Source organism: Streptomyces sp. NPDC088923, assembly GCF_044749745.1.
In the GTDB taxonomy this organism is placed as follows: Bacteria; Actinomycetota; Actinomycetes; order Streptomycetales; family Streptomycetaceae; genus Streptomyces.
Genome location: NZ_JBIVIO010000001.1, coordinates 2,449,134 through 2,474,706, shown reverse-complemented (window position 1 = coordinate 2,474,706; position 25,573 = coordinate 2,449,134). Strand labels below are relative to the sequence as shown.

23 protein-coding genes are annotated in these 25,573 nt (G+C 71.8%); 8 read left to right on the top strand and 15 right to left on the bottom strand.

The genetic code is table 11. The features are described 5' to 3' along the window. Nucleotides 1-585: 585 nt before the first annotated feature. Complete coding sequence (locus ACIP4O_RS11175) at nucleotides 586-1,257, bottom strand: DNA-3-methyladenine glycosylase (protein ID WP_401573955.1); 672 nt, start codon at nucleotides 1,255-1,257, stop codon at nucleotides 586-588. A gap of 198 nt (nucleotides 1,258-1,455) precedes the next feature. On the opposite strand from ACIP4O_RS11175, the gene ACIP4O_RS11170 reads away from it, so the two are divergent. The 3 genes from ACIP4O_RS11170 to ACIP4O_RS11160 all read left to right on the top strand — a co-directional run bounded on the left by ACIP4O_RS11170 (nucleotide 1,456) and on the right by ACIP4O_RS11160 (nucleotide 3,627). After that, on the top strand, nucleotides 1,456-2,238 hold the full coding sequence (locus ACIP4O_RS11170; RefSeq protein WP_361325958.1) for a sporulation protein: 783 nt from the start codon (nucleotides 1,456-1,458) through the stop codon (nucleotides 2,236-2,238). Nucleotides 2,239-2,419: 181 nt separating this feature from the next. After that, a complete protein-coding gene (locus ACIP4O_RS11165; RefSeq protein WP_401573734.1) occupies nucleotides 2,420-2,953 on the top strand; it encodes a YbhB/YbcL family Raf kinase inhibitor-like protein in 534 nt (177 codons plus the stop codon). Nucleotides 2,954-3,117: 164 nt separating this feature from the next. Then, nucleotides 3,118-3,627 (top strand): HNH endonuclease, encoded by a 510-nt coding sequence (locus tag ACIP4O_RS11160; protein ID WP_361325951.1) that lies wholly within the window; start codon nucleotides 3,118-3,120, stop codon nucleotides 3,625-3,627. A 103-nt stretch (nucleotides 3,628-3,730) separates the two neighbouring features. Here ACIP4O_RS11160 and ACIP4O_RS11155 read toward each other — a convergent pair whose 3' ends face one another. The 3 genes from ACIP4O_RS11155 to ACIP4O_RS11145 form a co-directional block, all read right to left on the bottom strand. After that, on the bottom strand, nucleotides 3,731-4,714 hold the full coding sequence (locus ACIP4O_RS11155; RefSeq protein ID WP_129288351.1) for an SPFH domain-containing protein: 984 nt from the start codon (nucleotides 4,712-4,714) through the stop codon (nucleotides 3,731-3,733). 213 nt (nucleotides 4,715-4,927) lie between these two features. Then, nucleotides 4,928-5,359 carry an NfeD family protein gene (locus ACIP4O_RS11150; protein ID WP_361325947.1) on the bottom strand — a complete coding sequence of 144 codons (432 nt, stop codon included), beginning with the start codon at nucleotides 5,357-5,359 and terminating at the stop codon, nucleotides 4,928-4,930. A gap of 71 nt (nucleotides 5,360-5,430) precedes the next feature. Then, nucleotides 5,431-6,222, bottom strand: a complete 792-nt coding sequence (locus ACIP4O_RS11145; protein ID WP_361325944.1) for an ABC transporter ATP-binding protein — start codon at nucleotides 6,220-6,222, stop codon at nucleotides 5,431-5,433. Nucleotides 6,223-6,361: 139 nt separating this feature from the next. Between ACIP4O_RS11145 and ACIP4O_RS11140 the strand changes: the two genes are divergently transcribed. Then, on the top strand, nucleotides 6,362-7,147 hold the full coding sequence (locus tag ACIP4O_RS11140) for a hypothetical protein (protein WP_401573730.1): 786 nt from the start codon (nucleotides 6,362-6,364) through the stop codon (nucleotides 7,145-7,147). Nucleotides 7,148-7,258: 111 nt separating this feature from the next. Here the strand turns inward: ACIP4O_RS11140 and ACIP4O_RS11135 are convergent, their stop codons facing one another. The 4 genes from ACIP4O_RS11135 to ACIP4O_RS11120 form a co-directional block, all read right to left on the bottom strand. Continuing rightward, nucleotides 7,259-7,498, bottom strand: a complete 240-nt coding sequence (locus tag ACIP4O_RS11135) for a chaplin (protein WP_164290809.1) — start codon at nucleotides 7,496-7,498, stop codon at nucleotides 7,259-7,261. A 145-nt stretch (nucleotides 7,499-7,643) separates the two neighbouring features. Continuing rightward, nucleotides 7,644-7,994, bottom strand: coding sequence for a chaplin (locus ACIP4O_RS11130; RefSeq protein ID WP_401573728.1), 351 nt, complete (start codon nucleotides 7,992-7,994; stop codon nucleotides 7,644-7,646). Nucleotides 7,995-8,154: 160 nt separating this feature from the next. Further along, entirely contained in the window at nucleotides 8,155-8,784 is a 630-nt protein-coding gene (locus tag ACIP4O_RS11125) for a response regulator (RefSeq protein ID WP_401573953.1), read from the bottom strand. A gap of 121 nt (nucleotides 8,785-8,905) precedes the next feature. Then, on the bottom strand, nucleotides 8,906-10,051 hold the full coding sequence (locus tag ACIP4O_RS11120; RefSeq protein WP_401573726.1) for a GAF domain-containing sensor histidine kinase: 1,146 nt from the start codon (nucleotides 10,049-10,051) through the stop codon (nucleotides 8,906-8,908). A 443-nt stretch (nucleotides 10,052-10,494) separates the two neighbouring features. Here ACIP4O_RS11120 and ACIP4O_RS11115 point away from each other — a divergent pair, with 443 nt between their 5' ends. After that, the gene (locus ACIP4O_RS11115) at nucleotides 10,495-11,352 is read left to right on the top strand and encodes a transglycosylase SLT domain-containing protein (RefSeq protein WP_401573724.1); all 858 of its coding nucleotides are present in this window, start codon (nucleotides 10,495-10,497) and stop codon (nucleotides 11,350-11,352) included. A gap of 306 nt (nucleotides 11,353-11,658) precedes the next feature. Here ACIP4O_RS11115 and ACIP4O_RS11110 read toward each other — a convergent pair whose 3' ends face one another. Further along, nucleotides 11,659-14,202, bottom strand: a complete 2,544-nt coding sequence (locus tag ACIP4O_RS11110) for an FHA domain-containing protein (RefSeq protein ID WP_401573722.1) — start codon at nucleotides 14,200-14,202, stop codon at nucleotides 11,659-11,661. 239 nt (nucleotides 14,203-14,441) lie between these two features. Here ACIP4O_RS11110 and serB point away from each other — a divergent pair, with 239 nt between their 5' ends. Next, nucleotides 14,442-15,665 (top strand): phosphoserine phosphatase SerB, encoded by a 1,224-nt coding sequence (serB, locus tag ACIP4O_RS11105; protein WP_361325925.1) that lies wholly within the window; start codon nucleotides 14,442-14,444, stop codon nucleotides 15,663-15,665. Between the two features lie 102 nt (nucleotides 15,666-15,767). Here the strand turns inward: serB and ACIP4O_RS11100 are convergent, their stop codons facing one another. From ACIP4O_RS11100 to ACIP4O_RS11075, 6 genes are all read right to left on the bottom strand, one after another. Beyond that, on the bottom strand, nucleotides 15,768-16,325 hold the full coding sequence (locus ACIP4O_RS11100) for a histidine phosphatase family protein (protein ID WP_361325923.1): 558 nt from the start codon (nucleotides 16,323-16,325) through the stop codon (nucleotides 15,768-15,770). A gap of 84 nt (nucleotides 16,326-16,409) precedes the next feature. Continuing rightward, the gene (locus tag ACIP4O_RS11095; protein WP_361325920.1) at nucleotides 16,410-16,625 is read right to left on the bottom strand and encodes a hypothetical protein; all 216 of its coding nucleotides are present in this window, start codon (nucleotides 16,623-16,625) and stop codon (nucleotides 16,410-16,412) included. Between the two features lie 127 nt (nucleotides 16,626-16,752). Then, nucleotides 16,753-17,883, bottom strand: coding sequence for a LacI family DNA-binding transcriptional regulator (locus ACIP4O_RS11090; RefSeq protein ID WP_401573720.1), 1,131 nt, complete (start codon nucleotides 17,881-17,883; stop codon nucleotides 16,753-16,755). Nucleotides 17,884-17,992: 109 nt separating this feature from the next. Next, nucleotides 17,993-18,895 (bottom strand): carbohydrate ABC transporter permease, encoded by a 903-nt coding sequence (locus tag ACIP4O_RS11085; protein ID WP_401573718.1) that lies wholly within the window; start codon nucleotides 18,893-18,895, stop codon nucleotides 17,993-17,995. 83 nt (nucleotides 18,896-18,978) lie between these two features. Next, nucleotides 18,979-19,893 carry a carbohydrate ABC transporter permease gene (locus tag ACIP4O_RS11080; protein ID WP_401573716.1) on the bottom strand — a complete coding sequence of 305 codons (915 nt, stop codon included), beginning with the start codon at nucleotides 19,891-19,893 and terminating at the stop codon, nucleotides 18,979-18,981. Between the two features lie 150 nt (nucleotides 19,894-20,043). Next, nucleotides 20,044-21,318: an ABC transporter substrate-binding protein gene (locus ACIP4O_RS11075; RefSeq protein WP_401573714.1), complete on the bottom strand. Its 1,275-nt coding sequence runs from the start codon at nucleotides 21,316-21,318 to the stop codon at nucleotides 20,044-20,046. A 429-nt stretch (nucleotides 21,319-21,747) separates the two neighbouring features. Here ACIP4O_RS11075 and ACIP4O_RS11070 point away from each other — a divergent pair, with 429 nt between their 5' ends. Beyond that, nucleotides 21,748-23,697, top strand: a complete 1,950-nt coding sequence (locus tag ACIP4O_RS11070) for a cellulase family glycosylhydrolase (protein WP_401573712.1) — start codon at nucleotides 21,748-21,750, stop codon at nucleotides 23,695-23,697. A gap of 80 nt (nucleotides 23,698-23,777) precedes the next feature. Then, a complete protein-coding gene (locus ACIP4O_RS11065; protein WP_401573710.1) occupies nucleotides 23,778-25,142 on the top strand; it encodes a glycoside hydrolase family 28 protein in 1,365 nt (454 codons plus the stop codon). Nucleotides 25,143-25,573 lie beyond the last annotated feature (431 nt).

Genomic DNA, 25,573 nt, shown 5'->3' with positions numbered 1-25,573 from the left:
GCCGCCAGCGTTCGTCCTGAGCCAGGATCAAACTCTCCGTGAATGTTTTCCCGTAATCGGGAGAGACACCACGAGAGCGGAACCGGGAGAGGAATAATCTCCCAGGTTCACAGCGTCCTCGCTGTGTGTGTTTCAAAGGAACCTCAACCTCAGGCCATGATGGCCCTTGGTCGGGGTATCAACATATCTGGCGTTGACTTTTGGCACGCTGTTGAGTTCTCAAGGAACGGACGCTTCCTTCGTACTCACCCTCTCGGGCTTTCCTCCGGGCGTTTTCCCTTCGGTATTTCGTGTTTCCGACTCTATCAGACTCTCTCGGGCCCGATTTCCTCGGCGCTTTCCGGTTCCCGGCCCGACCTTTCGGCCTTTCCGTTTCCCTTCGGCATGTCCACTACGTTAACCGACTTTCCGTGGAGCTCCTAATCGGGCTGCCACTCATTTTCAGGGCGCCGATAAAAGGCGCACCGGAAAACAGGCCCCTGCGGGCCTGAGTCGTTGAGTAGTAGAGGTGCCACTGTCCGTCATCGCGTTGAGCGCTACCGGCACAAGCGGCTCGTCCTACGTTAGGGCTTCGGACGGCGAGAGTCAAGAACCCTTGGTCGTCGTCCCGCGTGCGGTGCCCGAACGGCGGCGGGGGGTGTGGGCCCGGTAGGGGCTGACGCTCTGTTCGCCGTCGATCCAGAAACGCCAGGGGTGCACCCCGCCCTCGCCCGAGACGCCCGTGCGCGGACCGCTGCGCACGAGGGCTGCCGGGGCCGGGGTGCCCGCGAGGAGGCGGAGCGGTTCGCCCTCGGGTCCGCACAGATCCGTACCGTCCAGTGCGCGGTCCACGCCGAGAGCCGTCGCCAGACGGGCCGGGCCCTTGGCGAGTTCGTGGTCGCGGCGGGCAGTGGGGCGGCGCAGCCGGGCGATGTCGGCGCCCTCGACGGCCTCACCGGCGCGCAGCAGGATTCCGGAGGCGAAGCCCTCGGGGCCGCACACGACGTTCAGGCAGTGCCACATGCCGTAGGTGAAGTAGACGTAGGCGTGCCCCGGCGGTCCGTACATGACGGCGTTGCGCGCGGTGCGGCCCCGGTAGGCGTGCGAGCCGGGGTCCGACTCGCCCGCGTAGGCCTCGACCTCGGTGACGCGCAGGACGACGCGGCCCTCGGGGAGTTCACGGACGAGGAGCCGGCCGAGGAGGGCGGGTGCGGCTTCCAGGACCGGGCGGTCGAAGAAGGAGCGGGGCAGAGGCGTACGGTCATGGGCCGCGATCATGTCCTCCGGGGGTACAGGTACTGAAGGCATGGACCCCGAGGGTACGGGGGGCCGGTTCGCGGGCGCCGGAACCGGGACGGCCGAAGGCGCGTTCGTATGAGCGAGTCCTGCGGCGCACCACCCGTACCGGACGCAGGGTGCTCGTGCGAAGGCACGGGCGCATCTCCACGGAAAGTCAACGAGGGAAGAGGCGGACACATGGGGTTCAGGAAGCTGCTGGCGAGTCTCGGTTCCGGCGGTGCCGAGGTCGAGACGGTGCTGTTCGAGGAGAACGTGGTGCCCGGCGGTGTGGTGCAGGGCGAGGTCCGTATCCAGGGCGGCGCCGTGGATCAGCAGATCGAGGGGCTCTCGGTCGGGCTCCAGGCGCGGGTCGAGGTCGAGAGCGGCGACCAGGAGTACAAGCAGAACATCGAGTTCCACCGGGTGAGCCTCGGCGGTGCCTTCCTGCTGCACGAAGGGGCGACGCACGTCGTGCCCTTCGGCCTGGAGATCCCGTGGGAGACGCCGATCACGACCTTCGGGGGGCAGCACCTGCGCGGGATGAACGTCGGGGTGACCACCGAGCTCCAGATCGCGCGCGCGGTGGACTCCAGCGACCTCGATCCCGTCGCCGTGCACCCGCTGCCGGCGCAGGAAGCCATTCTCGACGCGTTCGGGCGGCTCGGCTTCCGGTTCAAGAGCGCGGACCTGGAACGCGGCTCGATCCGTGGGACGCGGCAGCGGCTCCCCTTCTACCAGGAGATCGAGTTCTACCCGCCGCAGCAGTACCGCGGTCTCAACCAGGTCGAGCTGAGCTTCGTCTCGGACGACCGTGAGATGGACGTCGTCCTGGAGATGGACAAGAAGGACGGGCTCTTCACCGAGGGCAGCGACTCCTTCCGCGCCTTCCGGGTCGGGCTGCACCACTTCGGCGACACCGACTGGGACGCGTACCTGCACCAGTGGATCTCCGAGGTCGGCAGCCGACGCAGCTGGTTCTGACCGCGGCGGTCCCGACTGCGGCGGGTTCCGACCGCGGCTGGTCCGACCGCGGCGGGTTCCGGGGTGGGCGGGGCGGGGTACCGGCGGTGGTGGCCGGCGGATCTAGGCTGGCCACCACCACCGCCGTGGGCCGCCGCCACGACAGAGGCCCCGGTCACACCCGTACTGGAGGATTCGCGACGTGAGTGAGAAGAGGCCACCGCTCCCCTACGAGCTGTTGCCGCAGGTGCCGGCCTTCACCGTGGTCAGCGACGACGTTTCCGAGGGTGCGCCGCTCGGCCGGGCGCAGGCGCAGGACGGTGGCAACATTTCGCCGCACCTGCGCTGGGAGGGGGCGCCAAAGGGCACGAGGAGCTACGCGGTGACGTGCTACGACCCGGACGCGCCGACCGGCAGCGGCTTCTGGCACTGGGTGGTCTTCGACATCCCGGCGACGGTCACCGAGCTGCCCGCGGGGGCCGGTACGGGTTCCTTCGCGGGGCTGCCCGCGGGTGCCGTGCAGGCGCGCAACGACTACGGCGGCGAGGAGTTCGGCGGGGCGGCGCCGCCCCCGGGCGACCCGGCGCACCGCTATGTCTTCACGGTGCACGCGGTGGATCAGGAGAAGCTCGGTCCCGATGCCTCGGCGACGCCCGCGGTCGTCGGCTTCAACCTCCACTTCCACACCGTGGGCCGCGCGCAGCTCGTCGGTACGTACGAGATCCCGGCGAGCTGACGAGCCGTCGCGCGCAACCGGGGTCCGCCTCGCGTGTTTGCCCTCCTCCGGTCATGGAATTGATCAGGGGAGGGCACTTTTTATTGCGTTGTCCATCTCGTTGTGCCCGGCCAGAGTTGATCCCGACCGCCAGGGGGCGGCCGGGGAGCGGGGAGGTGGGCGAGATGCGGGACACGCTGGTGCTCAACGCGAGCTTCGAGCCGCTGTCGACGGTGACCTTGCACCGCGCGGTGGTGCTGGTCCTCACCGACAAGGCCGTCGTCGAGCGCGCGCACCCGGGGCTGCGGATGCGGGCCGCGACGCTGGATCTGCCGGTGCCGCAGGTGATCAGGCTCTGCCGGTACGTACGGGTGCCGTTCCGAAGACAAGCGCCGTGGTCGCGCCGGGGTGTCCTGGTGCGGGACCGGCACAGGTGCGCGTACTGCGGGCGGCGGGCGACGACGGTGGACCACGTGGTGCCCAAGTCGCGGGGCGGGGCGGACTCCTGGCTCAACACGGTGGCCTCCTGCGCGGAGGACAACCACCGCAAGGCGGACCGGACGCCCGAGCAGGCCGGGATGCCGCTGCTGCGGCAGCCGTTCGAGCCGACTCCGGCGCACGCGATGCTGCTCGCGCTGGGGCAGGACGACCTGCTGGGTCTGCCTGCGTGGCTGGGGCACGGGGTGGTGGCCTGAACAGGCCGCCGGGTAGGGGTATGAAGACGGGGCGGCCCCCCGCGGACGTTGGTCCGGGAGAGGGCCGCCCCCGCTGTCGTACGAGAGCCTGCGGGGTGGGCGCTCAGTCGATGGGCGGGCGCTGTTCGCGGGGGAAGGGCTTGCCGCCGGTGCCGGGGGCGGTGGGGGCCGCCTTGGCGTCGCTGCCGCCTCCGCCTCCGCCGAGGTTGCCGAGGCCGCCGAAGTTGCCGACCGCGCCGCTGAGGCCCTTGAGGGCGTCGCCGATCTCGCTGGGCACGATCCAGAGCTTGTTGGCGTCGCCCTCGGCGATCTTCGGGAGCATCTGGAGGTACTGGTAGGAGAGGAGCTTCTGGTCGGGGTCGCCCGCGTGGATCGACTCGAAGACGGTGCGGATCGCCTGGGCCTCGCCCTCGGCGCGCAGCGCGGCGGCCTTGGCCTCGCCCTCGGCGCGCAGGATCGCGGACTGCTTCTCGCCCTCGGCGCGCAGGATCTCGGACTGCCGGACGCCTTCGGCCTGGAGGATCGCGGCGCGCTTGTCGCGGTCGGCGCGCATCTGCTTCTCCATCGAGTCCTGGATGGAGGTGGGCGGCTCGATCGCCTTCAGTTCGACGCGGTTGACGCGGATGCCCCACTTGCCCGTGGCCTCGTCGAGTACGCCGCGCAGGGCCGCGTTGATCTCCTCGCGCGAGGTGAGGGTCCGTTCCAGGTCCATGCCGCCGATGATGTTGCGGAGCGTCGTGACGGTGAGCTGTTCGATCGCCTGGATGTAGCTGGCGACCTCGTACGTCGCGGCGCGGGCGTCGGTGACCTGGTAGTAGATGACCGTGTCGATGTTGACGACCAGGTTGTCCTGGGTGATCACCGGCTGGGGCGGGAAGGGGACGACCTGTTCGCGCAGGTCGATGCGGTTGCGGATGGTGTCGATGAAGGGGACGACGATGTTGAGGCCCGCGTTGAGGGTGCGGGTGTAGCGGCCGAAGCGCTCCACGATAGCGGCGCTCGCCTGGGGGATCACCTGGATCGTCTTGATCAGGGCGATGAAGACGAGCACCACCAGGATGATGAGGACGATGATGATCGGTGCCATCGTGTAGCCCGTGCCCTTCGTGCCGTGGTGGCTAGCAAGCCTGCGTGCGGTGGATCTTGACGGCGAGTCTGTCAGAACCTCGGTGCGCTCGGGGCCGTTTCGCGCGGGCCGGGTCCCGCTGAGCGGTAACTGGGCGGTAAAGCGCCGGGATTCGGCCGGATCGTGGCGGGCGGCTCCGGCGCGCAGGGTGTGGTGGGGGCGGGCGGCGGGTGCTCACATGACCACCGCCGTGGCGCCGTCGATGTCGACGACGTCGACGGACTGGCCGGGTTCGAAGGTCTGCTCGGCGTCGAGGGAGCGCGCCGACCAGATCTCGCCCGCGAGTTTGACGCGGCCCGCGCCGCTCGCGTCGACGCGTGCGACGACGACGGCCTGGCGGCCCTTGAGGGCGTCGATGCCGCTGGCGAGGTGCGGGCGCTGGGCGCGCTGCCGGGCGGCGAGGGGGCGTACGACGGCGATTCCCGCGATCGAGACGAGGACGAAGACCAGTACCTGGATCACGATGCCGCCGCCGAGCGCGGCCGCGATCGCGCCCGCGACGGCGCCCGCCGCGAACATCCCGAACTCCGGCATGGCGGTCACCACGAGGGGAATCCCCAGTGCCACCGCGCCGATCAGCCACCACACCCACGCGTCGATGTCCACGGGGGCATGGTAGGCGCGCAACGCCCCCTGCGGACAGGGGGCGTTGGGGGCGTACGGGGGCGGGGCGGGCCTCAGCCGAGGGGCAGGCCGCGGGCGGTCCAGCGTTCGCCCTGCTGCTCGACGACGAGCGGGAGGCCGAAGCAGCGGGAGAGGTTGCGCGAGGTGAGTTCGAGTTCGAGCGGGCCCGCGGCGAGCACCTTGCCCTGGCGGATCATGAGGACGTGCGTGAAGCCGGGGGCGATCTCCTCGACGTGGTGGGTCACCATGATCATCGAGGGGGCGATCGGGTCGCGGGCGAGGCGGCCGAGGCGGCGGACGAGGTCCTCGCGGCCGCCGAGGTCGAGTCCGGCGGCGGGCTCGTCGAGGAGGAGCAGTTCGGGGTCCGTCATGAGGGCGCGGGCGATGAGGGTGCGCTTGCGTTCGCCCTCGGAGAGGGTGCCGAAGCGGCGGTCGAGGTACTCGGTCATGCCGAGGCGGTCGAGGAAGGCGCGGGCGCGCTGCTCGTCGATGTCCTCGTACGACTCCTGCCACGTCGCTGTCATGCCGTAGGCCGCGGTGAGGACGGTCTGGAGGACGGTCTGGCGGCGGGGGAGCTTTTCGGCCATGCCGACCCCGGCGACGCCGATGCGGGGGCGCAGTTCGAAGACGTCGACCCGGCCGAGGCGGTCGCCGAGGATGCTGACGGTGCCAGTGGTGGGGAAGAGGTAGCTGGAGGCCACGTTGAGGAGGGTGGTCTTGCCGGCGCCGTTGGGGCCGAGGATGACCCAGCGCTCTCCCTCCTTCACGGACCAGGAGACCTGCTCGACCAGAGCCCGGCCCTCGCGGACCACCGATACGTCCACCAGTTCCAGTACATCGCTCATGAGCGCCGTGTCTCCCATTGTCTCTCGCGGCTTGTCGCTGGCGTCGATCGGACGCAGCCCCCAAGGGGTGTCCCCCTGGAGAAAACCTACGCCACCGGCCGGGGGAAGCCGTGGCCTGTCCTGTCCTTAGGCTGGGGGCATGCGCGTTGAACCACGCTCCGGGCGGCTGACCGCTTGGGGGAATGCACTTTTCGCCGGTCTTGTCCCGCCGGATGACGCCGCGAGCGCGATCGTCGGCGAGGACGTCGTGCACCGGGTCACAGGGCTGCCGGGCGAGCGGGGGCCCGTCGGGCTGACGCTGGCGCTGGGGCGGCTGCGGGCGCTCGGGGCGCGCGGGCTGCGGCTCGCGCTGCCGGCGCCCGGGCATCCGCTGGGGCTCTCGGGTCCGCCGGAGTTCAACGCCGCGGCGCTGGACGCGGAGGAGGCCGTGGTGGCGGTGGGGGTGCCGTACGGGCTCGTGCCGGAGGTCTTCGAGGCGGGGCCCGCGGGCGATGCGCATGTGGAGGTGGAGTGGCGGTGCATGCCGGTGCGCGAGGCGCCGCCCGCGGACGTGCCCTCGCTGGGCGAGGCGGAGCGGGAGCTGGCGGAGGCGATGCGGGAGGCGACGGCGGTGCTCTCGCGGCTCGACGTGGCGGCCTCGGGCCCGGTCGCGGAGGCGGCGATCGGGGCGTACCGGGCGCGGTTGCACGGCGCCGGGGCGAGCGAGGTCCTCGCGCCGGGGTATCCGGCCCGGGCGGTGCGGGTCGTGGAGCTGGGGCGGCGGATCGGGGTGCTGGTGTCGCTCGCGTACGAGAGCGGGCACGGGGCCGCGGTGAGTGCCGGGGAGATGGCGGCGCGGGCGGAGGCCCTGCGCCCTGTGGAGCGGACGGCTCGGCGGGCGCTCGTGGCCGCGTACAACGGGATGGTGGAGGAGCGGGAGCGGTGACCGTCCGGGGCGGTACGGGGCCGGGGCGGCGTCCGCGCGCGGGGGGCCGGGCAGCGGGCGGGGCCCGGCGCGCCTGGGTGGCGTGCCGGGCCCCGTCGGGTGTCGCTCGGGTCAGCTGTTGACCGCGGCGTTGCCGAAGGCCGGGTTCAGCAGGCCGATGACGTTGATGCTGTTGCCGGAGACGTTGACCGGCACGTGCACGGGGACCTGGACCAGGTTGCCGGAGGCGACGCCGGGGGAACCGATGGCGGCGCCCTCGGCACCGGAGTCGGCGAAGGCGGCGCCCGCCGGGACGGCGGCGGCGAGGCCCGCGGCGGCGACGGTCAGGACGGCCTTCTTGGCGATGCTCATGGGTGTTACTCCTCCACAGATGCGTTTCACGGCCCCTGGCTGGGGGCCGCACGCTGGGAAACGCGCCGGGGGCGCGTGGGGTCACGGGGCAGCGCCCGGTTGGGCGCTTTCACCACCGTTCGGGTGAAGAACGGCGGCGGAGGCGTCAGCGGTTGACGGCGCTGTTGCCGAAGGCCGGGTTGAGGAGGCCGATCACGTTGATCGTGTTGCCGCTCACGTTGACCGGGATGTTGACCGGGACCTGCACGAGGTTGCCCGAGAGGATGCCCGGGGAGCGGGTCGCGACGCCGTTCGCCTGGGCGCCGCCACCGGCGTGGGAGCCGCCGCCGTGGTGACCGCCGCCGTGGTGGCCACCGTGGTGGCCGGGAGCGTGGTGGCCGCCGTGACCGCCGCCGTGGGCGGGCGGGCAGTCGGTGGCGGAGGCCATACCGGTACCCGCGGCGAGCAGCCCCCCGGCCACCAGGGTCACGGTCGCGGCCTTCTTGAAGTTGATCACTTTCTCGTCCTCCTGAGTACCCAGGGGCCCGTCGCCCCGGGGTGCACTGGAGAACGCGCGTCCGCTCCGCACGTTCCGCCGTCCGGGTGAGGTGCGCTCGTTGGTATGAATCTCATCCTTTCGTGCAACCATCCGAGCACACCGCGTACCACCAGGGACTTCAGTCGCTGTAGCCGTGCCGCACGGCCCACAGGGCGGCCTGGGTGCGGTCGGCGAGGTCGAGTTTCATCAGGATGTTCGATACGTGCGTCTTCACCGTCTTCTCGGAGAGGACGAGTGCGCGGGCGATCTCGCGGTTGGAGCGGCCGTCCGCGATGAGGCCCAGCACCTCGCGTTCGCGCTCCGTGAGGGAGCCGCCGCGCGGTGGCTGCGGGGCCTGCTCCTCCTGCGCGAGGAGCATCCCCGCGACCTCGGGCTGAAGGAGGACGTGCCCGGCGTGCACGGAGCGGATCGCCCCGGCGAGGGCCTCGGGGTCGATGTCCTTGTACACGTAGCCGGCCGCTCCGGCGCGCAGCGCGGGCACGACGGTGCGCTGCTCGGTGAAGCTCGTCACGATCAGGACCCGTACCTCGTTGCCGAGGGCGCGCAGGGTGCGCAGCGCCTCGACGCCGTCGGTGCCGGGCATCTTCACGTCCATGAGGATCACGTCGGGGCGCAGCTGCCCCGCGCGCGCGACGCCCTCCTCCCCGTCCGCGGCCTCGCCGACCACCTCGATGTCGTCCTGGATCTCCAGGAAGGTGCGCAGTCCCCTGCGGACGACCTGGTGGTCGTCGACGAGGAGCACCCGGATCGGGCGGGGGGCACCGGGTGCGGCGCCCGCCTTCTCCTCCTCTGTACGGGGCGTCTCCGCACGGGCCGTACGGGCCGCCTCCGCACGCCCCGACTCCGTGCGGGCCACCCACTCCCCTGTATCAGCCACCGGGTACCTCCATCTCGATCGTGGTGCCCTTGCCGGGCGCCGAGTCCACCGTGAGCGAGCCGCCGACGCCCGCCGCGCGGTCGCGCATGGAGACGAGGCCGAGGTGCCGGCCCGCCCGGCGCACCCCTCTCGGGTCGAAGCCGCCGCCGTCGTCGGTGACGCGCAGCACGGCGCCGCGGCCCGTACGGCGCAGGACGACGTCGACGTGGGCGGCGCCGGAGTGGCGGAGCGCGTTGTGCAGTGCCTCCTGGGCCACGCGCAGCAGCGCCTCCTCCTGGGCGGCGGGCAGCGCCCGTACCCCTTCTCCCCGGAAGGTGACGCGCGCGGCGTGGGCGCGGTCGAGTACGCGGATCTGGGTGCGCAGGGTCGCGACGAGGCCGTCCTCGTCGAGCGCGGCGGGCCGCAGTTCGACGACCGCGGCGCGCAGCTCGTCGGCGGCCTCGGCGGCGAGGGCTGCGACCTGGTGCAGTTCCTCCTTGGCGCGGGCCGGGTCGCGGTCGACGAGCGCGGTGGCGGCCTGGGCGGTGAGGCGGAGGGAGAAGAGCTTCTGGCTCACGGCGTCGTGCAGCTCGTGGGCGAGCCGGGAGCGTTCCTCGGCGATGGTCAGTTCGCGGCTGCGCTCGTAGAGGCGGGCGTTGGTGAGGGCGATGGCGGCGTGCTGGGCGAGCATCCCGAGCAGTTCCTCGTCCTCCTCGGTGAAGCCGCAGGTGTTCTCGGGGTGGGGGCAGCGCTTGTTGGCGAGGAAGAGGGCGGCGATCGTCTCGTCGCCGTGGCGGACCGGGAGGCCGATGAAGTCGCTCATGTCGGGGTGGGCGGCGGGCCAGCGCTTGAAGCGGGGGTCGCGGCGGACGTCGGCGAGGCGCTCGGTGCGGCCTTCTTCGAGCAGCGCGGCGAGGATGCCGTGGCGGCGCGGGAGGGGGCCGATGGCCTTCCACTGCTCCTCGCTCACGCCGTCGACGACGAACTGGGCGAAGCCGCCGTGGTCGTCGGGGACGCCGAGGGCGGCGTACTCGGCGTCGAGCAGTTCGCGGGCCGAGGCGACGATCGTGTGCAGGACGTCCTGGACCTCCAGGGGCCTGCTCATCGCGAGCAGGGCGGAGCTGACCGCGCGGAGGCCCGTGGGTGTGGCGGGGGGCATGGGCTCACCGTAGCCGGGCGCCTCACGGCGGGCATCGGCCTTGCGGCCGGGCGGGGCAGCGCGCCGGGCCTAGGTCTCCGGGTGGAGGCCGGGCCCGAGAGGCTGAAATCCGTGCACCCTCCGCTTTGCGGAAGCAACTGTTGGTGAAATCCGGATGAGCGGCTTGTGAGGACCGGCATAGGGCGCGCGTCACGTACGAACTTGCGTAGTACATGCCGTATGTCCGATACGAGCGGGGATTTTGCGCTTCCATAGGGGCCAAAACGGACGCTTTATAACTAAGCCGCATCGTACGTCACATCTTTGCCACGGATTTTTGCGGCCGCTAACAATGGCACCCGTCGCTCGACGTCGGTCTCTACCCGGCGCCAGGCCGGGAAAACCATTCGTCCCCCACGGGCCGAGAGCGACCTCCCCGCTTACACGAAGAGGTCACATCTGCCATGTCTGACATCTCCACTCGCATCCGCAACGCCCAGAAGCGAATCAACGACGGTCGTCGTCAGGTCACCAGCCAGCTCGGCTCGATCCAGCAGCGCGTCTCCTCCAGCAAGTTCGGCGAGCAGGTCGGCACCGCGCAGGCCAAGGTCGCGGGCGCCGTTCCGGCGGCGCTGCGCGGCGGCAACCTGAGCCGCACCCAGAAGCTCCAGCTCGCGGGTATAGGCAGCGTCTCGGCCGCCGTCCTCGCCTGTGGCATCGCGATCCCCGCGACGAGCGGCTCCAGCTCCGCCTCGCAGAGCGTCGCCGCCTCCGAGCCGGCCGCGTACAGCAGCCTGACCGGCGGCAACGCCCAGGCCAAGGAGCTGCACGCCAGCATCACCAACCAGCAGGCCGGTGCCTCCGAGCAGGCGAAGGCCGCCGAGGCGAAGGTCAAGGCCGCCAAGGCCGCCGAGGCGAAGAAGAAGGCGCAGGCCACGAAGGACCGCGCCACCGAGCAGGCCGCGAGCCGCAACGCCAAGCGCTCGGCCGTCAAGAGCTACCCGAACAACCTGGACGGCTGGATTCGCGAGTCGCTCGACATCATGAAGGCGAAGGGCATCCCCGGCTCGTACGAGGGTCTGCACCGCAACATCATGCGCGAGTCCTCCGGCAACACCCGGGCGATCAACCTGTGGGACATCAACGCCCAGAACGGCATCCCCTCCAAGGGCCTGCTCCAGGTGATCCAGCCGACCTTCGAGCACTGGCACGTCGCGGGCACCTCGAACGACATCTACGACCCGGTCGCGAACATCACGGCCGCCGCCAACTACGCCGCCGAGCGTTACGGCTCGATGGACAACGTGAACTCGGCCTACTGAGCATTCCCCCGAGACCGCGCGGGCTGAGCCCGGCGGAGCCCCGGCAGAGACTCCACCACGCGCCGACCCGGCGTACGGGGAGTGCTGAGCGGGAGAGACGGGGTCGTGCCCACGGCCCCCTATTGACCAGTCGCGAGGGCGGCACCCGGTATCGGGTGCCGCCCTCGCGGCATGCGTACGGGAGCCTCGCGGGCAGGCGCACGGGAGAGCCCGCGGGCGTCCGGGAGCGGCTTGCGGCAGGCGTACGCCCGCGCCGCAGCGTACGGAGCCCCGCGCCCGTACCGTCCCGTCCTCCGCCGCTCCTCCCTACTTGCGCATGACCTCCGGCTCGTGCCGGCGCAGGAGGCGCGAGACGACGAGGAGCAGGATGACGGCGATGCCGAGCAGGACGGCGATGTTCATGCCCCACTGGGCCGCCGTGTGCTCCCACAGCGGATCGAGGTCCCCGGGGCGCTTCTCGTCCCACGGCGGCATGAGGTGGGCCAGATCGGTCGTGGCGCCCGCCGCCGCGACCGCCCAGCGCGAGGGCATGAGCCAGGCGAGCTGTTCGAGCCCCGGGCGGTCGAAGACCTGGAAGAGCGTGCCGGTGAAGACGAGCTGGACGATCGCGAACATCACGAGGAGCGGCATCGTCATCTCGCTCGTGCGCACGAGCGCGGAGATCACCAGGCCGACGACCATGGACGTGAGCCCCATCGCGACGACGGCGACGCCGATCTCGGCGGCGGGCGGCAGGACGAGGCCCTCGGCGGGCAGCGCGCGGCTGCTCGTGCCGATAAGCGTCATGATGACGCCCTGGAGCGCGGTGACCACGCCGAGCACGAGGACCTTCGACATGAGGTACGCGGAGCGGGAGAGCCCGGTGGCCCGTTCCCGTTCGTAGATGACCCGTTCCTTGATCAGTTCGCGTACGGAGTTGGCCGCTCCCGCGAGACAGATGCCCACGACGAGGATCATCAGGATCATCCCGGCCGCGCTGTTGAAGCGCGAGGGCGGGGTCGGCGGGGCGAGACCGAACTTCGCTGGGATGATCACCGAGACGACGCCCAGCACCACCGGCAGGACAACCATGAGCGCCATGAAGAAGCGGTCCGAGGCGAGCACCGCGAGGTAGCGCACGGTGAGCGTCCACAGCTGCGCGAACCAGCCCTGCGGCTTCGTCGGCCGCAGGGCCGACGGGCTCTGGCCGACCACGGGCACGGGCTGCGAGGCGGCGATGTCCGCTTCGGCCGCGTACAGCTGGTAGTGCTGCGAGCCCTTCCAGCGGCCCGCCCAGTCGTACTCCCGGTACTCCTCGAAGGCGGAGAAGACGTCGGCCCAGCTCGTGTAGCCGAAGAAGTTGAGCGCCTCGGCCGGCGGCCCGAAGTAGGCGACGGAGCCGCCGGGCGCCATGACGAGCAGCTTGTCGCACAGTGACAGCTCGGCGACCGAGTGCGTCACGACGAGGACCGTGCGGCCGTCGTCGGCGAGTCCGCGCAGGAGCTGCATCACATCGCGGTCCATGCCCGGGTCGAGGCCCGAGGTCGGCTCGTCGAGGAAGATCAGCGAGGGCTTCGTGAGCAGTTCGAGCGCGACCGAGACGCGTTTGCGCTGGCCGCCGGAGAGGGAGGTGACCTTCTTGTCCTGGTGGATGTCGAGCTTCAGCTCGCGCAGCACCTCGGTGATGCGGTCCTGGCGCTCCTGCTCGCTCGTGTCGGCGGGGAAGCGGAGCTTGGCCGCGTAGCGCAGGGCGCGGCGCACGGTGAGTTCCTTGTGCAGGATGTCGTCCTGGGGGACGAGCCCGATGCGTTGGCGCAGCTCGGCGAACTGCTTGTACAGGTCGCGGTGGTCGTACAGGACCGCGCCCTGGTCGGCGGGGCGGTAGCCGGTGAGGGCCTTGAGGAGCGTGGACTTGCCCGAGCCCGAGGGTCCGATCACCGCGACGAGGGACTTCTCCGGGACGCCGAAGGAGACGTCCTTGAGGATCTGCTTGCCGCCGTCGACCTCGACGGTGAGGTGGCGGGCCGTGAAGGAGACCTCACCGGAGTCGACGAACTCCTCCAGGCGCCCGTCGACGAGCCGGAAGGCGGAGTGGCCGACGCCGACGGTGTCCTGCGGGCCGAGCAGGGCGCTCCCGGACTTGGGCAGCGGCTGCCCGTTGACGTACGTGCCGTTGTGCGAGCCGAGGTCGCGTATCTCGAAGCGGCCCTCGGGCGTCGCGTGGAACTCGGCGTGATGCCGGGAGACCTGGAGGTCGGAGACGACGAGGTCGTTCCCCAGGGCGCGCCCGATGCTCATGCGGCGGCCCACGGCCATCTGGTGGAAGGTCGTGGGGCTGCGGTCGCCGTGGGAGGGGGCGCCGGCCTGACGGGGGCGCGGGTCCGCTGCGGGGCGCGGGTCGGCGGTGGGGCGCGGTCCCGGGCGCGGGTCGGCCACGGGGCCGGGGCCCGGTCCCGGGCGCGGGTCGGGGATGGGCGGCTGGTTCCGTACGGGCGGCTGCGCCGGTCCTCCCGCGCCGGGCCGCTCGGAGCCCTCCTGCCGCGGCACGGGGCTGGCCGCCGGTGCGGCGGCGGGGCGGGCGGTGAGGCGGGGGCCGTCGCTGGCGTTGCCGAGGTGGACCGCGGTGCCGGGGCCGAGGACCGCCCGGGTGATCCGGCGGCCCTCCAGGAAGGTGCCGTTGGTGCTGCCGCCGTCCTCGATCGTCCAGCCGGACGCCGTCCAGCCGAGGGTGGCGTGGCGCCAGGAGACCCTGGCGTCCTCGGACACGATGTCCGCCTGCGGATCACGTCCCACCGTGTATGTCCTGGCCGGGTCGAGCGTCCAGGTCCTGCCGTTCAGTTCCAGTACGTATGCCGGTACCGCGAGCCCCATATGTCCGTGTCCCCCATGGCCCCGTCGACGGGCTTGTCACTTTCCGCGTCCGAGGAAGATCTGCTCGGCGTGGGGCAGCACTATTCCAGGCGAAGGCACCGCGGTGGAAGCAGGAACGAGATTCCGTCCCGGTAACGGCGGTGGGCGCGGGGACGGGAGGACGGCCGGGGCGGGGCCGGGTGTCCGGCCTGCGGGACGGCGTTCTTCGGCGCGGTGGGGGCCGATACGGTAGGGGCACCATGAGCGCATCACTGTCTGCGGCGTCGGCGTCCGAGGACCTGCCGACTCTTCTCGTCAAGATCTTCGGCAAGGACCGCCCCGGCCTCACCGCCGGTCTCTTCGACACCCTCGCCGGCTTCGGCGTGGACGTCGTGGACATCGAGCAGGTCGTCACACGGGGCCGCATCGTGCTGTGTGCCCTCGTGACCGAACCGCCCGGGGTGCGGGAGGGTGAGCTGCGGGCGACGGTCCACAGCTGGGCGGAGTCCTGGGGGCTCTCGGCCGAGATCATCTCCGGTACGGGCGACAACAGGCCACGCGGCACGGGGCGTTCGCACGTCACGGTCCTCGGGAACCCGCTGACCGCCGAGTCGACCGCCGCGATCGCCGCGCGCATCACGGGGGCCGGCGCCAATATCGACCGCGTCTTCCGCCTCGCCAAGTACCCCGTGACAGCGGTGGAGTTCGCCGTGTCCGGAGTGCCCGCCGACACCCTCCGCTCGGCGCTCGCGCCGCGTGCCGGGGAGTTCGGCGTGGACATCGCCGTGGTCGCCGCCGGACTCCAGCGGCGGGCGCAGCGGCTCGTCGTGATGGACGTCGACTCGACGCTCATCCAGGACGAGGTCATCGAACTGTTCGCCGCGCACGCCGGGTGCGAGGCGGAGGTGGCGCGGGTCACCGAGTCCGCGATGCGCGGCGAGCTGGACTTCGCGCAGTCCCTGCACGCCCGGGTGGCGCTGCTGGCGGGGCTCGACGCCTCCGTCGTGGAGAAGGTGCGCGCGGAGGTACGGCTCACCCCGGGCGCGCGCACGCTGATCCGCACGCTGAAGCGGCTCGGCTACCAGGTGGGCGTGGTCTCGGGAGGCTTCACCCAGGTCACCGACGAGCTGCGGGAACGTCTCGGGCTGGACTTCGCCGCCGCCAACACGCTGGAGATAGTGGACGGCAGGCTCACCGGGCGGGTCACGGGCGAGATCGTGGACCGGGCGGGCAAGGCGCGGCTGCTGCGGCGCTTCGCCGACCAGGCGGGGGTGCCGCTCGCGCAGACCGTCGCGATCGGTGACGGGGCCAACGACCTCGACATGCTCAACACGGCGGGGCTCGGCGTCGCCTTCAACGCGAAGCCGGTGGTGCGGGAGGCGGCGCACACCTCGGTGAACGTGCCCTTCCTCGACACGGTGCTCTACCTCCTCGGGATCACGCGGGAAGAGGTCGAGGCGGCGGACGGGGCGGTGGCGGACTGAGGAAACCGGGCGGCCTCCCGGCCCGGCAGGTCCCGGCCCGCGCCGGTTCCGTGGCCCCGTTTCCCCGCGTACGGGAGCGGGGCCACGCCCGTGCGTGCGTGCTCAGGCCTCGTGCGGGGCCCAGTAGTCGGTGAGGGTGGCGACTCCTGGCTCCAGGGACTTCCAGGGCCCGGTGAACTCCAGGACCGAGAAGGCCGCCGTGGGGAAGTCGCGACCGCTCAGGCGGGCCGCGCGTTCGCCCGCGACGCTGCCCGCGAGGATCTCGGTGAGTGCCTGGACGCCGGGGTTGTGGCCGATGAGGAGGACGGTGGCGGCCTCGTCGTCCACCTCGTTGAGGAGTTCGATCAGGGCGCCCGGGGCAGCCTCGTAGATCCGCTCCTCGTAGACCGTGCGCGGGCGCTCGGGGAGTTCGGGGACGGCGAGCTTCCAGGTCTCACGGGTGCGGCGGGCGGTGGAGCACAGGGCGAGGTCGGCGGCGATGCCGAGGTCCGCGAGCCTGCGCCCGGCGGCGGGGGCGTCCTTGCGGCCCCGCTCGGCGAGCGGTCGGTCGTGGTCGGAGCCCTCGGGCCAGTCGGCCTTCGCGTGACGCAGCAGGACGAGCTTACGGGTGGTGGCGGGAGCGGGGGCGGACATCCCCCCGGAGGACACGGCGGCGCTCATACGTCCCAGCTTCGCACGAGAGGGGCGGCCCGGCGGAGGGAGTTGCGCACTCCCCCCGCAGGAGTGACAGGGGGCCGTCGCCGCTCAGCCGATGAGGCCGCCGAGGAAGGCGCCGAACCGGTCGAGAAGACCGGCGAGACCTGGGGAGGTCACCGCCGCGTGCGCCTCGCCGGGATGCGCGACGAGGGCGAGCAGGACGAGGAAGGCGAGGGTCGGCAGGGCGAGCGCCCACCAGGGCAGCCGGGATTGCGCGGGGGCGGGCGCGGTCGGCTCGCCCCTGCTGTGTACCTGCGTGGTCATGCCGTCTCCCCCGGTCGTGGCGCACGCCGGAACGCCCGGCGCCTCACCCACGACGCTACGGCTCCCGAGCGCCCGCGCCTATCGGGTTTTCCCCCCACTCGACCCTGATATTTTCCGGCCCCGACCCTTAGGGGTTGCCCCTGGGAGAACCCTGAGCCGGGGCCCCGGGCGCCTGCGCCGCGGGTCCCGTGGACTCGCGGACGACGAGGTGCGGGGCGGGCGGCCGGCCCGGGTCGGGGACGTCCTCGCCGAGCACGGCGAGGAGGCGCAGCGCGGCGACCCTGCCGATGTCCTGCACGTTCTGGCTGACAGTGGTGAGCCTCGGGTGGAGCCACACGCCGAGGGCGAGATCGTCGTAGCCGACGACGGAGACGTCCTCGGGGACCCGCAGGCCGAGCCGCGTGAGCGTGGCGATGGCGGTGAGGGCCATCGTGTCGTTGGGGTAGAGCACGGCGGTGGGCGGCTCGGCGTCCGCGGCGAAGAGCCGTTCGGTGACGGCCGCGGCCGTCGCGTTGCCGAAACCGCAGGGGATCACGGAGTGCGGGCGCAGGCCGTGGCGGGCGAGCGTGGCCTCGACGGCGCGGCGGCGCAGCACGGTGTGCACGCGGTTGTCGGGACCCGCCACGTACGCCAGGGAGCGGTGCCCGAGGCCGATGAGGTGCTCGACGGCCTCGGTGATGCCGTGCAGGTCCTCGTCCGTGTGCAGGTAGTGGAGTCCTTCGGCGTGCTCGCGCTGCCAGGGGCGTCCGACGAGGAGTCCGGGGACGTGCAGGCGGCGCAGCAGGGCCGGGCGGGAGTCGCCGATGCGGCTCTCGGTGAGGACGAAGGCGTCGACGCGGCGTTCCCTGGCCAGGCGTTCGTACACCTCCTCCTCGCGTACGAAGTCGTCGCCGACGAGGTGCAGTTGGAGGCCGTAGCCGGGCGGCCCGAGTTCCTGCTCCATGCCCGCGATCAGCTCGGCGAAGTAGGGGTCGGCGGTGAGCAGGTCGGCGTCCCGGCCGAGGACGAGCCCGATGGTGCGGGTGCGTTCGCCGCGCAGCGCGGTCGCGGAGGCGCTGGGGGACCAGCCGAGTTTTCCCGCGGCGTCGAGGATGCGGAGGCGGGTGGCCTCGGAGATGCCGGGGCGGTTGTTGAAGACCTTCGAGACGGCCGACTTCGACACACCGGCGAGCGCCGCCACGTCGAGGATGGTCGGCTGGGACGGGCGTCCACGGCGTGCGGCGGTGCGGCCCCGCTGGGGCGGCGTCTCGGCTGTCATCGGCGGCGGTCTTCTCCGGGTGCTCGGCCGGTCCTGGCCCGGCTTCGGTGGGGGTCTGCTCGGGACCGCCGCGCGCACGGCGCCTCGCGCCGCGGGACGGCGGCCCGCGTCACATCTTCACAGCGCCACTGATCATCGCCTCCTCCATCCGGCGCTGGAGGAGGACGTACAGGAGGTAGACGGGGACGAGGGTGATGAGGGTCCCGGCCATGAGGACACCGTACTCGGTGGCCTGGTTGTTCTGGAGGGTCGGCAGGGCGACCTGGATCGTGCGCTGGGCGGTGTCGGGGCCGATGAGGACGAGCGAGTACAGGTACTCGTTCCAGAAGTTGAGGAAGTTGAGGAGGACGACGGTGGCGATGCCCGGCATGCACAGCGGGACGTAAATGCGCCACAGGATCGCGGCCGTCGTGGCGCCGTCGACGCGCGCGGCCTCCTCCAGTTCGGCGGGGATCGTGCGCATGAACTGGGTGAGCAGGACGACGGAGAGCGGCATCGCCCCGGCGGGCAGCAGCAGGACGACGAAGGTACGGGTGTGGAAGAGGCCGGTCGCGGCGGCGAGGAGGAAGGTCGGGACGAGCGCGGCGAAGGTCGGGACGAGGAAGCCGAGCGAGAAGATCCGTTCCAGGAGTGCCGAGAGGCGGCCCTGGCCGCGCGCGAGCGCGAAGGCGGCGGGGATCGCGAGGAGGAGGGTGAGCAGGAGCGCGAGTGCGGTGACGAGGACCGAGTTGGCCAGCGCGAGGTCGAGGTCGGCGTAGTCGAGGGCGTCGCCGAAGTAGTGCCACACGGGGTGCGCGGGCGGGGTGAGGGGGTGGTCGAAGATCGCGGTGGTGGACTTGAGCGAGGAGATGATCAGGTAGTAGAGCGGCACCACGAGGGCGAGGGCGTAGAGCCAGACGAGGGCGTGACTGAGCCCGGCGAGCGGGTTGCGGCGCCCGCGGCGCCGGGCGCGCGCGGGGGCGGGTCCCGCGCCGTGTTCGGCGCTGGGGCGGGCGGGTGCGGTGGTGGTCATGGCGGACTCCGGCGGGCGGCGAGAGAAAGCGGGGCGAGGGCGGGGCGGCGGTACGGGCGGCGGTACGGGGCCGGCGGGCCCGTTCAGTACGACTGCCGCAGGGCGCGGCGGATGCCGAGCATCCCGAGGAGCCCCACGAGGAAGAGGAGGACGCCCGCGGCCTGGCTGTAGCCGAGGTCGGACTGGACGAACGCCTTGTTGTAGACGAGGAAGGAGAGGTTGGTGGTGGCGTCGCCCGGGCCGCCCTGGGTCAGGAGCAGGACGTTCTGGGCGGAGGCGAAGAGAATCCAGAGGAACTGGAGCATCGTGGTGACGCCCACGTAGTCCTTGACGACGGGGAAGGCGATGCGCCACATGCGCCGCCAGTGCCCGCAGCCGTCGAGTTCGGCGGCCTCGTAGATCTCCTGCGGGACGCTGCCGAGCCGGGCGGCGAAGAGCACGGCGGTGAAGCCGATGCCGGACCACAGGTCGATGCCCATGACGCAGGCGAGCGCGGTGCCCTGGTCGGCGAGCCAGGGGCGGGCGAGCGAGTCGAGACCGAGGTTGCCGAGGAGCCCGTTGAGCAGTCCGTTGGGGGCGAAGACGCCGTAGCCGAGCATCGCCTTGGCCGAGGCGGAGATGAGCGCGGGGGTGAACAGGACGATGCGCAGGAGGTGGTGGCCGCGCGGGCGCAGGGTCAGGTAGTAGCCGGTCATGAAGGCGCAGAGGATCATGATCGGGAGCACGATGACGAGCTGGATCACGCTGTTGCGCACGGCGTGCCAGAACAGGTCGTCGTGGAGCACCGTGTCGAAGTTGCCCCAGCCCGCCCAGGAGCGCGGGGCGAGCATGCCGGGCCAGCTCATCCCGCTGATGACGAACATCGCGAGGAGGGGCCCGGCGAGGAAGAAGAGGTACCACACGAGGGCGGGCACGGCGAAGAGGGTGACGCCGCGCTGTCTGCGGCGCGAGGCCGAGGGCGGCTGGTGCGCGGTGGTCAGGGGCAGTTCGTGCGCCATGGGTGGGGAAGCCTTTCGTGAGCCGCGGGGCGGGCGCTCGCGCGGTCGGAGCCTTGCGCGTACGGGAGGGGCGGGGCCGGTACGGCGGTGACCCGTACGACGGGGCCCGGTGAGGGGCGGCCGCCGGGGCGCGTACGGCCGGGGCGGTGCTCAGCCCCCGTACGCGTGGTCCAGGGCGGAGGCGATGGAGCGGGCGCTGGTCCCGGGCGTGTAGGCGAGGCTCGTGGCGCGGATCAGCGGCTGGGAGACGGCGGGGGGCACGTACGAGTCCGGCATGAGCGCGTAGTCGACGCGGTCGCCGAGGTCGATGGAGTCGGAGACGAGCGGGAAGTCGGGGGCGCTCGTCTTCTCTCGGACGCCGACGACCTGGCCGGCCTCGCGGGTGAGGACGCGGGTGTGGGCGGGCTCGTACAGGAAGCGGACGAACTTCTCGACGAGGTCGATCTTCTCCTCGCCGTTGGGGCTGATCCAGATGCCGGTGGAGGTGTAGCCGCGGAAGGCGGTGGGCTTGTGGTGGACGCCGCCGGGCGGGACCGGCCAGCCGCCGACGACGGTGTTCTTCACGACGTCGGCGGGGACGCTGCTGAGCGTGGAGGAGATCGCGGAGATCGCGGGGGCGCGCCCGGTGTAGTAGTCGGTGTTCATCGAGTCGGCGTTGAGCCCCTGGGCGCCCTTGAAGAAGACCCCGGCCTCGCGCAGTCGTGTGAAGAGTTCGATGCCGCGCACGGCGAGCGGTTCGCGGGCGAAGCCGCCGTGGCGGAAGAGGCGTTCGGCGCGGGACGCGGGGAGGTAGGCCTGCATGATCTGCATGAGGAGCTTCTGGCCCGACCAGTCGTTGCCGCCGATGCTGACGAAGCCCTTGGCGCCGTGCTTACGGGCCAGGCGGGCGGCGTCGACGAGTTCCTCGGTCGTGGTGGGGATCTCGTCGATGCCGTACTTGGCGAGGACGGCCTTGTTGTAGACGACGGGCCAGGTGAAACCGGTCCAGGGGAAGCCGGCGACGCGGCCCTTCTCGTCCGTCCACTCCTTGAGGGCCTGGGGCAGGAAGCGCTCGCGCAGGCCCCAGGCGTCCAGGTAGCGGTTGACCGGGACCGTGGCCTTGTACGCGGTCCAGGAGAGGGTCTTCTCGGCGAGGTTGGTGAGGATGACGTCGGCCTCTTTGTGGGCCAGGCGCGCGGTCTCGTAGACGTTGATGAGGTCCGTGCCGCCGCTCACGACGCTCTTGATGTGCAGGCCGGGATGGGCGCGGGTGAAGTCCCGGCAGAGGCGTTCGTAGACCTTCGCCATGGGCGAGCCGGCGGTGAGCATGTGGTGGACGACGAGGGTGCGGGGGTCGTCGTCGCCGGGATCGAGCCTGCCGCAGCCGGTGAGCAGGACGGGAGCGGCGGCCGAGACCGAGCCGAGGAGAAGAGTTCTGCGGCGCACGGGGTCGAGCCTTCCGATCTGATCGGGAAGAGGTCGCTGGTCGTGAGAGGACCGCGAGGGACCGTCCCGGCAGGCGGAGACGACTCCACCTTCGTTGGTGGAACGGTTTCGCGCAGCTTAAGTACGGCTTTTCCGGAGCGTCAAGAGATGCGGACGGGTGGGTTTTCTTCGCGTCGCACACAGTGCTGACATGCGCATTTACCCCGCGTGACCGGCGCTGTCGCGCGCGTTCGACTCCTTGCCCTCAGGTTGGTGGAACGGTATACCTGTGACGTGTCGGTGCCGTGCGCGGCCCGAGTCCCCTCGCACATCGGCCCCTCCGCCCGCGCGGTACGGGAGGGCCTCCACCGGCCCTCCCGCGGCCGGAAGAACGGCTGCGACGCGGCCGGAGACACGGCCGCACCGGCGGCCGGAAAGGACGACAGCTCCATGCGGCGCAATCTCCTCCACATCGACCCCTCGGGCCATCACCGGCCCTGGATCGGCGCCAACTTCTGGTCCCGTACGGGCGGCCCGCTGATGTGGCGCTCCTACGATCCCGCCGTCATCGAGCAGGAGCTCGCGGTCCTCGCCGAGCACGGGCTCGACCTCACGCGCAGCTTCTTCTACTGGCCCGACCTGATGCCCACTGCGGACGCGCTCGACGAGAAGACGCTGGAGCACTTCGCCGACTTCCTCGACCAGCACAGCGCGGCGGGGATGCGCACGATCCCGACCCTCGTCATCGGCCACATGTCGGGCGAGAACTGGGACCCCTCCTGGCGCCACGGCCGCGACCTGTACGGCGACGTCTTCATGGTGGGCCGGCAGGCGTGGATGGGCCGCGAGCTGGCCCGCCGCTTCGGCGCGCACCCCGCCGTCGCCGGGTGGCTCGTCTCCAACGAGATGCCGATCTACGGGGACCCGGTCGACCGGGGCAACGACACGACCGACCACACGCACGTCACCGCCTGGGCGCAGCTCGTCGTGGACGGGCTGCGCGCGGGCGGCGCGACGCAGCCGGTCTCGCTCGGCGACGGGGCCTGGGGCGTCGAGGTCACGGGCCGCGACAACGGCTTCCGCGTCCGCGAACTCGCCCCGCTCGTCGACTTCATGGGTCCGCACGTCTACCGCATGGAGACGGACCGGGTGCGCCAGCACCTCAATGCCGCCTACATCTGCGAACTCCTCGACTTCACGGACAAGCCCGTGATCATGGAGGAGTTCGGGGTCACGACGGACTTCGTGTCGGAGGAGAACGCGGGGCACTACTACCGCCAGCTCCTGCACAACACGCTGCTCGCCGGGGCGAGCGGCTGGATCGCGTGGAACAACACGGACTACGACGACATCCACGAGCAGCCGCCGTACAGCCACCACGCCTTCGAGCTGCACTTCGGGATCACCGACGCGGCCGGGAAGCCGAAGGCGCCGCTGCGCGAACTGCGCGACTTCCGCGCGGTCCTGGACCGGGTGGAGCTGCCGAAGCTGCGGCGCCCGGACGCGAAGGCGGCGCTCGTCGTCTCCTCGTACCTGGAGAAGCAGTACCCCTTCACGATGCCGGCCGACGCGCAGCTCGTCTTCGACACCGCGCGCCAGGGGTACGTGGCCGCGCGCGAGGCGGACCTCGCGGTGGGCTTCGCTCGGGAGGCCGACGGCGTGCCGGAGGACTGCGCGCTCTACCTCGCGCCGTCCGTCAAGCAGCTCCTCTCCCCCACCTGGCACCAGTTCACGCGACTCGCCGAGGGCGGCGCGACGGTGTACGTCTCGTACTGCTCGGGCACGCACGACACGCAGCGCGGTCCCTGGTGGGCCGGGGTGGACAAGCTCTTCGGGGTGCGGCACCAGTTGCGGTACGGGCAGGTGACGCCGATCGAGGACGAGACGGTCACCTTCACCTTCGCGGAGGACTTCGGCGGCATCGCCGCGGGGACGGAGCTGTCCTTCCCGGCCGCGGGCACGATCAACTCGCGGGCCTTCCTGCCCGTCGAGCCGGACGGCGCCGAGGTCGTCGCGACCGACGCGCACGGCCGCCCGGCGCTGCTGCGCCGCCGGATCGGCACCGGCTCGCTCGTGCTGTGCACGTACCCCGTCGAGCACATGGCCGCGGACCGCATGGGCGCCAACCCGGAGGACACGCACCGCCTGTACGAGGCGCTCGCCGCCGAGGCGGGGGTGCGCGCGGACGTGCGCGTCACGGACCCGCGGGTCCTCACCGCCGAGCTGCACCACGAGGACGGGCGGCGCTTCGTGTGGTTCGTGAGCCAGTACGAGGAGGGGCACACGGCACGGCCCGTCCTCGCCGAGGGTCTCGCGCTGCGCGACGAGGAGGGCGAGCCGCTCACGTCGGTGGAGCTGGCCCCGCTCGGCGTGCGCGTCCTCGAAGTCGTCTCCGCCTGACCACCTGTTGACGGGCGGCCGGTCAGGCGATGACCGGCCGCCCGGACCGAACCGCGGCCGCGCGCCGCAGGAGGAACACCATGTCCGACCGGTACGACGGTTTCGACCCGCTGGACCACGGGGCGGCCGGTGACGGAGTCCACGACGACACCGCCGCCGTGCAGGCCGCCATCGACGCGTGCGCGGAGAACGGCGGGGGGCGTGTCGTCCTGCGGGGCGGCCGCACCTTCCGCACCGGCACCGTGACGCTGCGCTCGCACGTCGAACTGCACCTGGAGCACGGGGCGACCCTCGCGGGCAGCCCGGACTTCGCCGACTACACCGTGCGCTTCGGCGGCGTCGTCCTGAACGACGGCAACACGCAGTGGGGCGACGAGCCCACCGGCGTGCTGCTGAACGCCGAGGGCGCCGAGAACATCTCGGTGACGGGCTCGGGGACGATCGACGGCGCGGGGCGGCACTTCGTGCTCTCCGACAACGGCTACATCTACACGATGGACCAGCGCCGCCCGTTCACGATCTACTTCCGCGACTGCCGCAACGTCACCTTCCGCGACGTGCGGATCGTGGACGGCGCGGTGTGGACGCTGCGGCTCTCGCTCTGCGACGACGTACTGATCCACGGCGTGCGCATCCACAACGACCTCAAGCTCCCCAACAGCGACGCGATCGACATCGACTGCTGCCGCCGTGTGCGCGTCAGCGACTGCGACGTCGTCGCGGGCGACGACGCGATCTGCCTCAAGGCGACGCTGGAACACACCGGGACCGACCGCGCGAGTGCGCCCGTGTGCGAGGACGTGACGGTCACGGGGTGCACGATCACGACGACCTCGTCCGCGCTGATCTGCGGTGTCGAGGGGCAGTCGAAGATCCGCAACGTGGTCTTCTCCTCGTGTGTCGTCCGGCAGAGCGCGCGCGGGCTCGCGATCCGGCTCGGCGAGGGCGGCGACATCGAGAACGTGCTCTTCAGCGACATCACGGTGGAGACGCGGTTCTTCCACGAGGGCTGGTGGGGCCGGGGCGAGCCCATCGCGATCATGGCGGTGCCGTGGACGGAGCACTGCGGCACGGTGCGCAACATCCGCTTCCGCAACATCCTGTGCCGCGCGGAGAACGGCGTCACGGTCATCGCGCAGGACCCGGGCCGCATCGAGGGCCTGGTCCTGGACGGGGTACGGGTCGAGATCGACCGCTGGTCCCGCTGGCCCGGCGGCCACGCCGACCTGCGCCCGCGCCGCGCCGAGGACTTCCCCGCGATGCCGACGGACGGCTTCCACCTGGAGAACGTCCACGACGCCCGGCTCACCGACTGCGAGGTGGTCTGGACGGCCCGCCCCGAGGACGGCCGGCACGCGCTGTACGCGGAGAACTGCCCGGGGCTGCACCACGAGGTGCGGGGCGCGGGGGTACGGGAGGACGTCGCGGCGGTGGCCGTGGCGTGAGCGCGTCGCGGCGGTCGTCACGGGGAACGCGCGTCGCCACCTGACGGGCGGCGGGCGTCCCCCATGGGGCGTCTCGCGAGGGGCGTCCCCTGAGGGCGGGCGTCGCGGTGCGGGCGTCGCGGTGCGGGCGTCGCGGTGCGGGCGTCGCGGCGCGGAGGGGCGCGCTTCCGGTGGAGGCGCGCCTCTTCGGCGTGGGGGGGCGGGGGCGAAGGGGGCGGGGGCGAAAGGGCGGGCGTCCCTTAGGGGTGCTTCGAACGGATTCCCTAGGGGTTGGGTGGGCCCCCTGTGGGCCTTCAACGGACGGCGGGGCGGCGGCGTTCCCAGGGGGCGCGGAGATCCGGGGGTGGCGCAGAGATCCGTAGAGGCACACCCGTATGCCGCTGCCACCACAACCCCACGGGCCGACCCGGCCACCCCCAAGGAGGGCCGCC

What these genes read in the sequence shown, in the direction of transcription:
- ACIP4O_RS11080 (WP_401573716.1), bottom strand. Translation starts at nt 19,893, where the DNA reads ATGGCGCACGAACTGCCCCTGACCACCGCGCACCAGCCGCCCTCGGCC.
- ACIP4O_RS11070 (WP_401573712.1), top strand. Translation starts at nt 21,748, where the DNA reads ATGCGGCGCAATCTCCTCCACATCGACCCCTCGGGCCATCACCGGCCC.
- ACIP4O_RS11110 (WP_401573722.1), bottom strand. Translation starts at nt 14,202, where the DNA reads ATGGGGCTCGCGGTACCGGCATACGTACTGGAACTGAACGGCAGGACC.
- ACIP4O_RS11160 (WP_361325951.1), top strand. Translation starts at nt 3,118, where the DNA reads ATGCGGGACACGCTGGTGCTCAACGCGAGCTTCGAGCCGCTGTCGACG.
- ACIP4O_RS11175 (WP_401573955.1), bottom strand. Translation starts at nt 1,257, where the DNA reads ATGATCGCGGCCCATGACCGTACGCCTCTGCCCCGCTCCTTCTTCGAC.
- ACIP4O_RS11095 (WP_361325920.1), bottom strand. Translation starts at nt 16,625, where the DNA reads ATGACCACGCAGGTACACAGCAGGGGCGAGCCGACCGCGCCCGCCCCC.
- ACIP4O_RS11155 (WP_129288351.1), bottom strand. Translation starts at nt 4,714, where the DNA reads ATGGCACCGATCATCATCGTCCTCATCATCCTGGTGGTGCTCGTCTTC.
- ACIP4O_RS11090 (WP_401573720.1), bottom strand. Translation starts at nt 17,883, where the DNA reads ATGACAGCCGAGACGCCGCCCCAGCGGGGCCGCACCGCCGCACGCCGT.
- ACIP4O_RS11100 (WP_361325923.1), bottom strand. Translation starts at nt 16,325, where the DNA reads ATGAGCGCCGCCGTGTCCTCCGGGGGGATGTCCGCCCCCGCTCCCGCC.
- ACIP4O_RS11085 (WP_401573718.1), bottom strand. Translation starts at nt 18,895, where the DNA reads ATGACCACCACCGCACCCGCCCGCCCCAGCGCCGAACACGGCGCGGGA.
- ACIP4O_RS11135 (WP_164290809.1), bottom strand. Translation starts at nt 7,498, where the DNA reads ATGAGCATCGCCAAGAAGGCCGTCCTGACCGTCGCCGCCGCGGGCCTC.
- ACIP4O_RS11120 (WP_401573726.1), bottom strand. Translation starts at nt 10,051, where the DNA reads ATGCCCCCCGCCACACCCACGGGCCTCCGCGCGGTCAGCTCCGCCCTG.
- ACIP4O_RS11170 (WP_361325958.1), top strand. Translation starts at nt 1,456, where the DNA reads ATGGGGTTCAGGAAGCTGCTGGCGAGTCTCGGTTCCGGCGGTGCCGAG.
- ACIP4O_RS11065 (WP_401573710.1), top strand. Translation starts at nt 23,778, where the DNA reads ATGTCCGACCGGTACGACGGTTTCGACCCGCTGGACCACGGGGCGGCC.
- ACIP4O_RS11145 (WP_361325944.1), bottom strand. Translation starts at nt 6,222, where the DNA reads ATGAGCGATGTACTGGAACTGGTGGACGTATCGGTGGTCCGCGAGGGC.
- ACIP4O_RS11140 (WP_401573730.1), top strand. Translation starts at nt 6,362, where the DNA reads ATGCGCGTTGAACCACGCTCCGGGCGGCTGACCGCTTGGGGGAATGCA.
- serB (WP_361325925.1), top strand. Translation starts at nt 14,442, where the DNA reads ATGAGCGCATCACTGTCTGCGGCGTCGGCGTCCGAGGACCTGCCGACT.
- ACIP4O_RS11115 (WP_401573724.1), top strand. Translation starts at nt 10,495, where the DNA reads ATGTCTGACATCTCCACTCGCATCCGCAACGCCCAGAAGCGAATCAAC.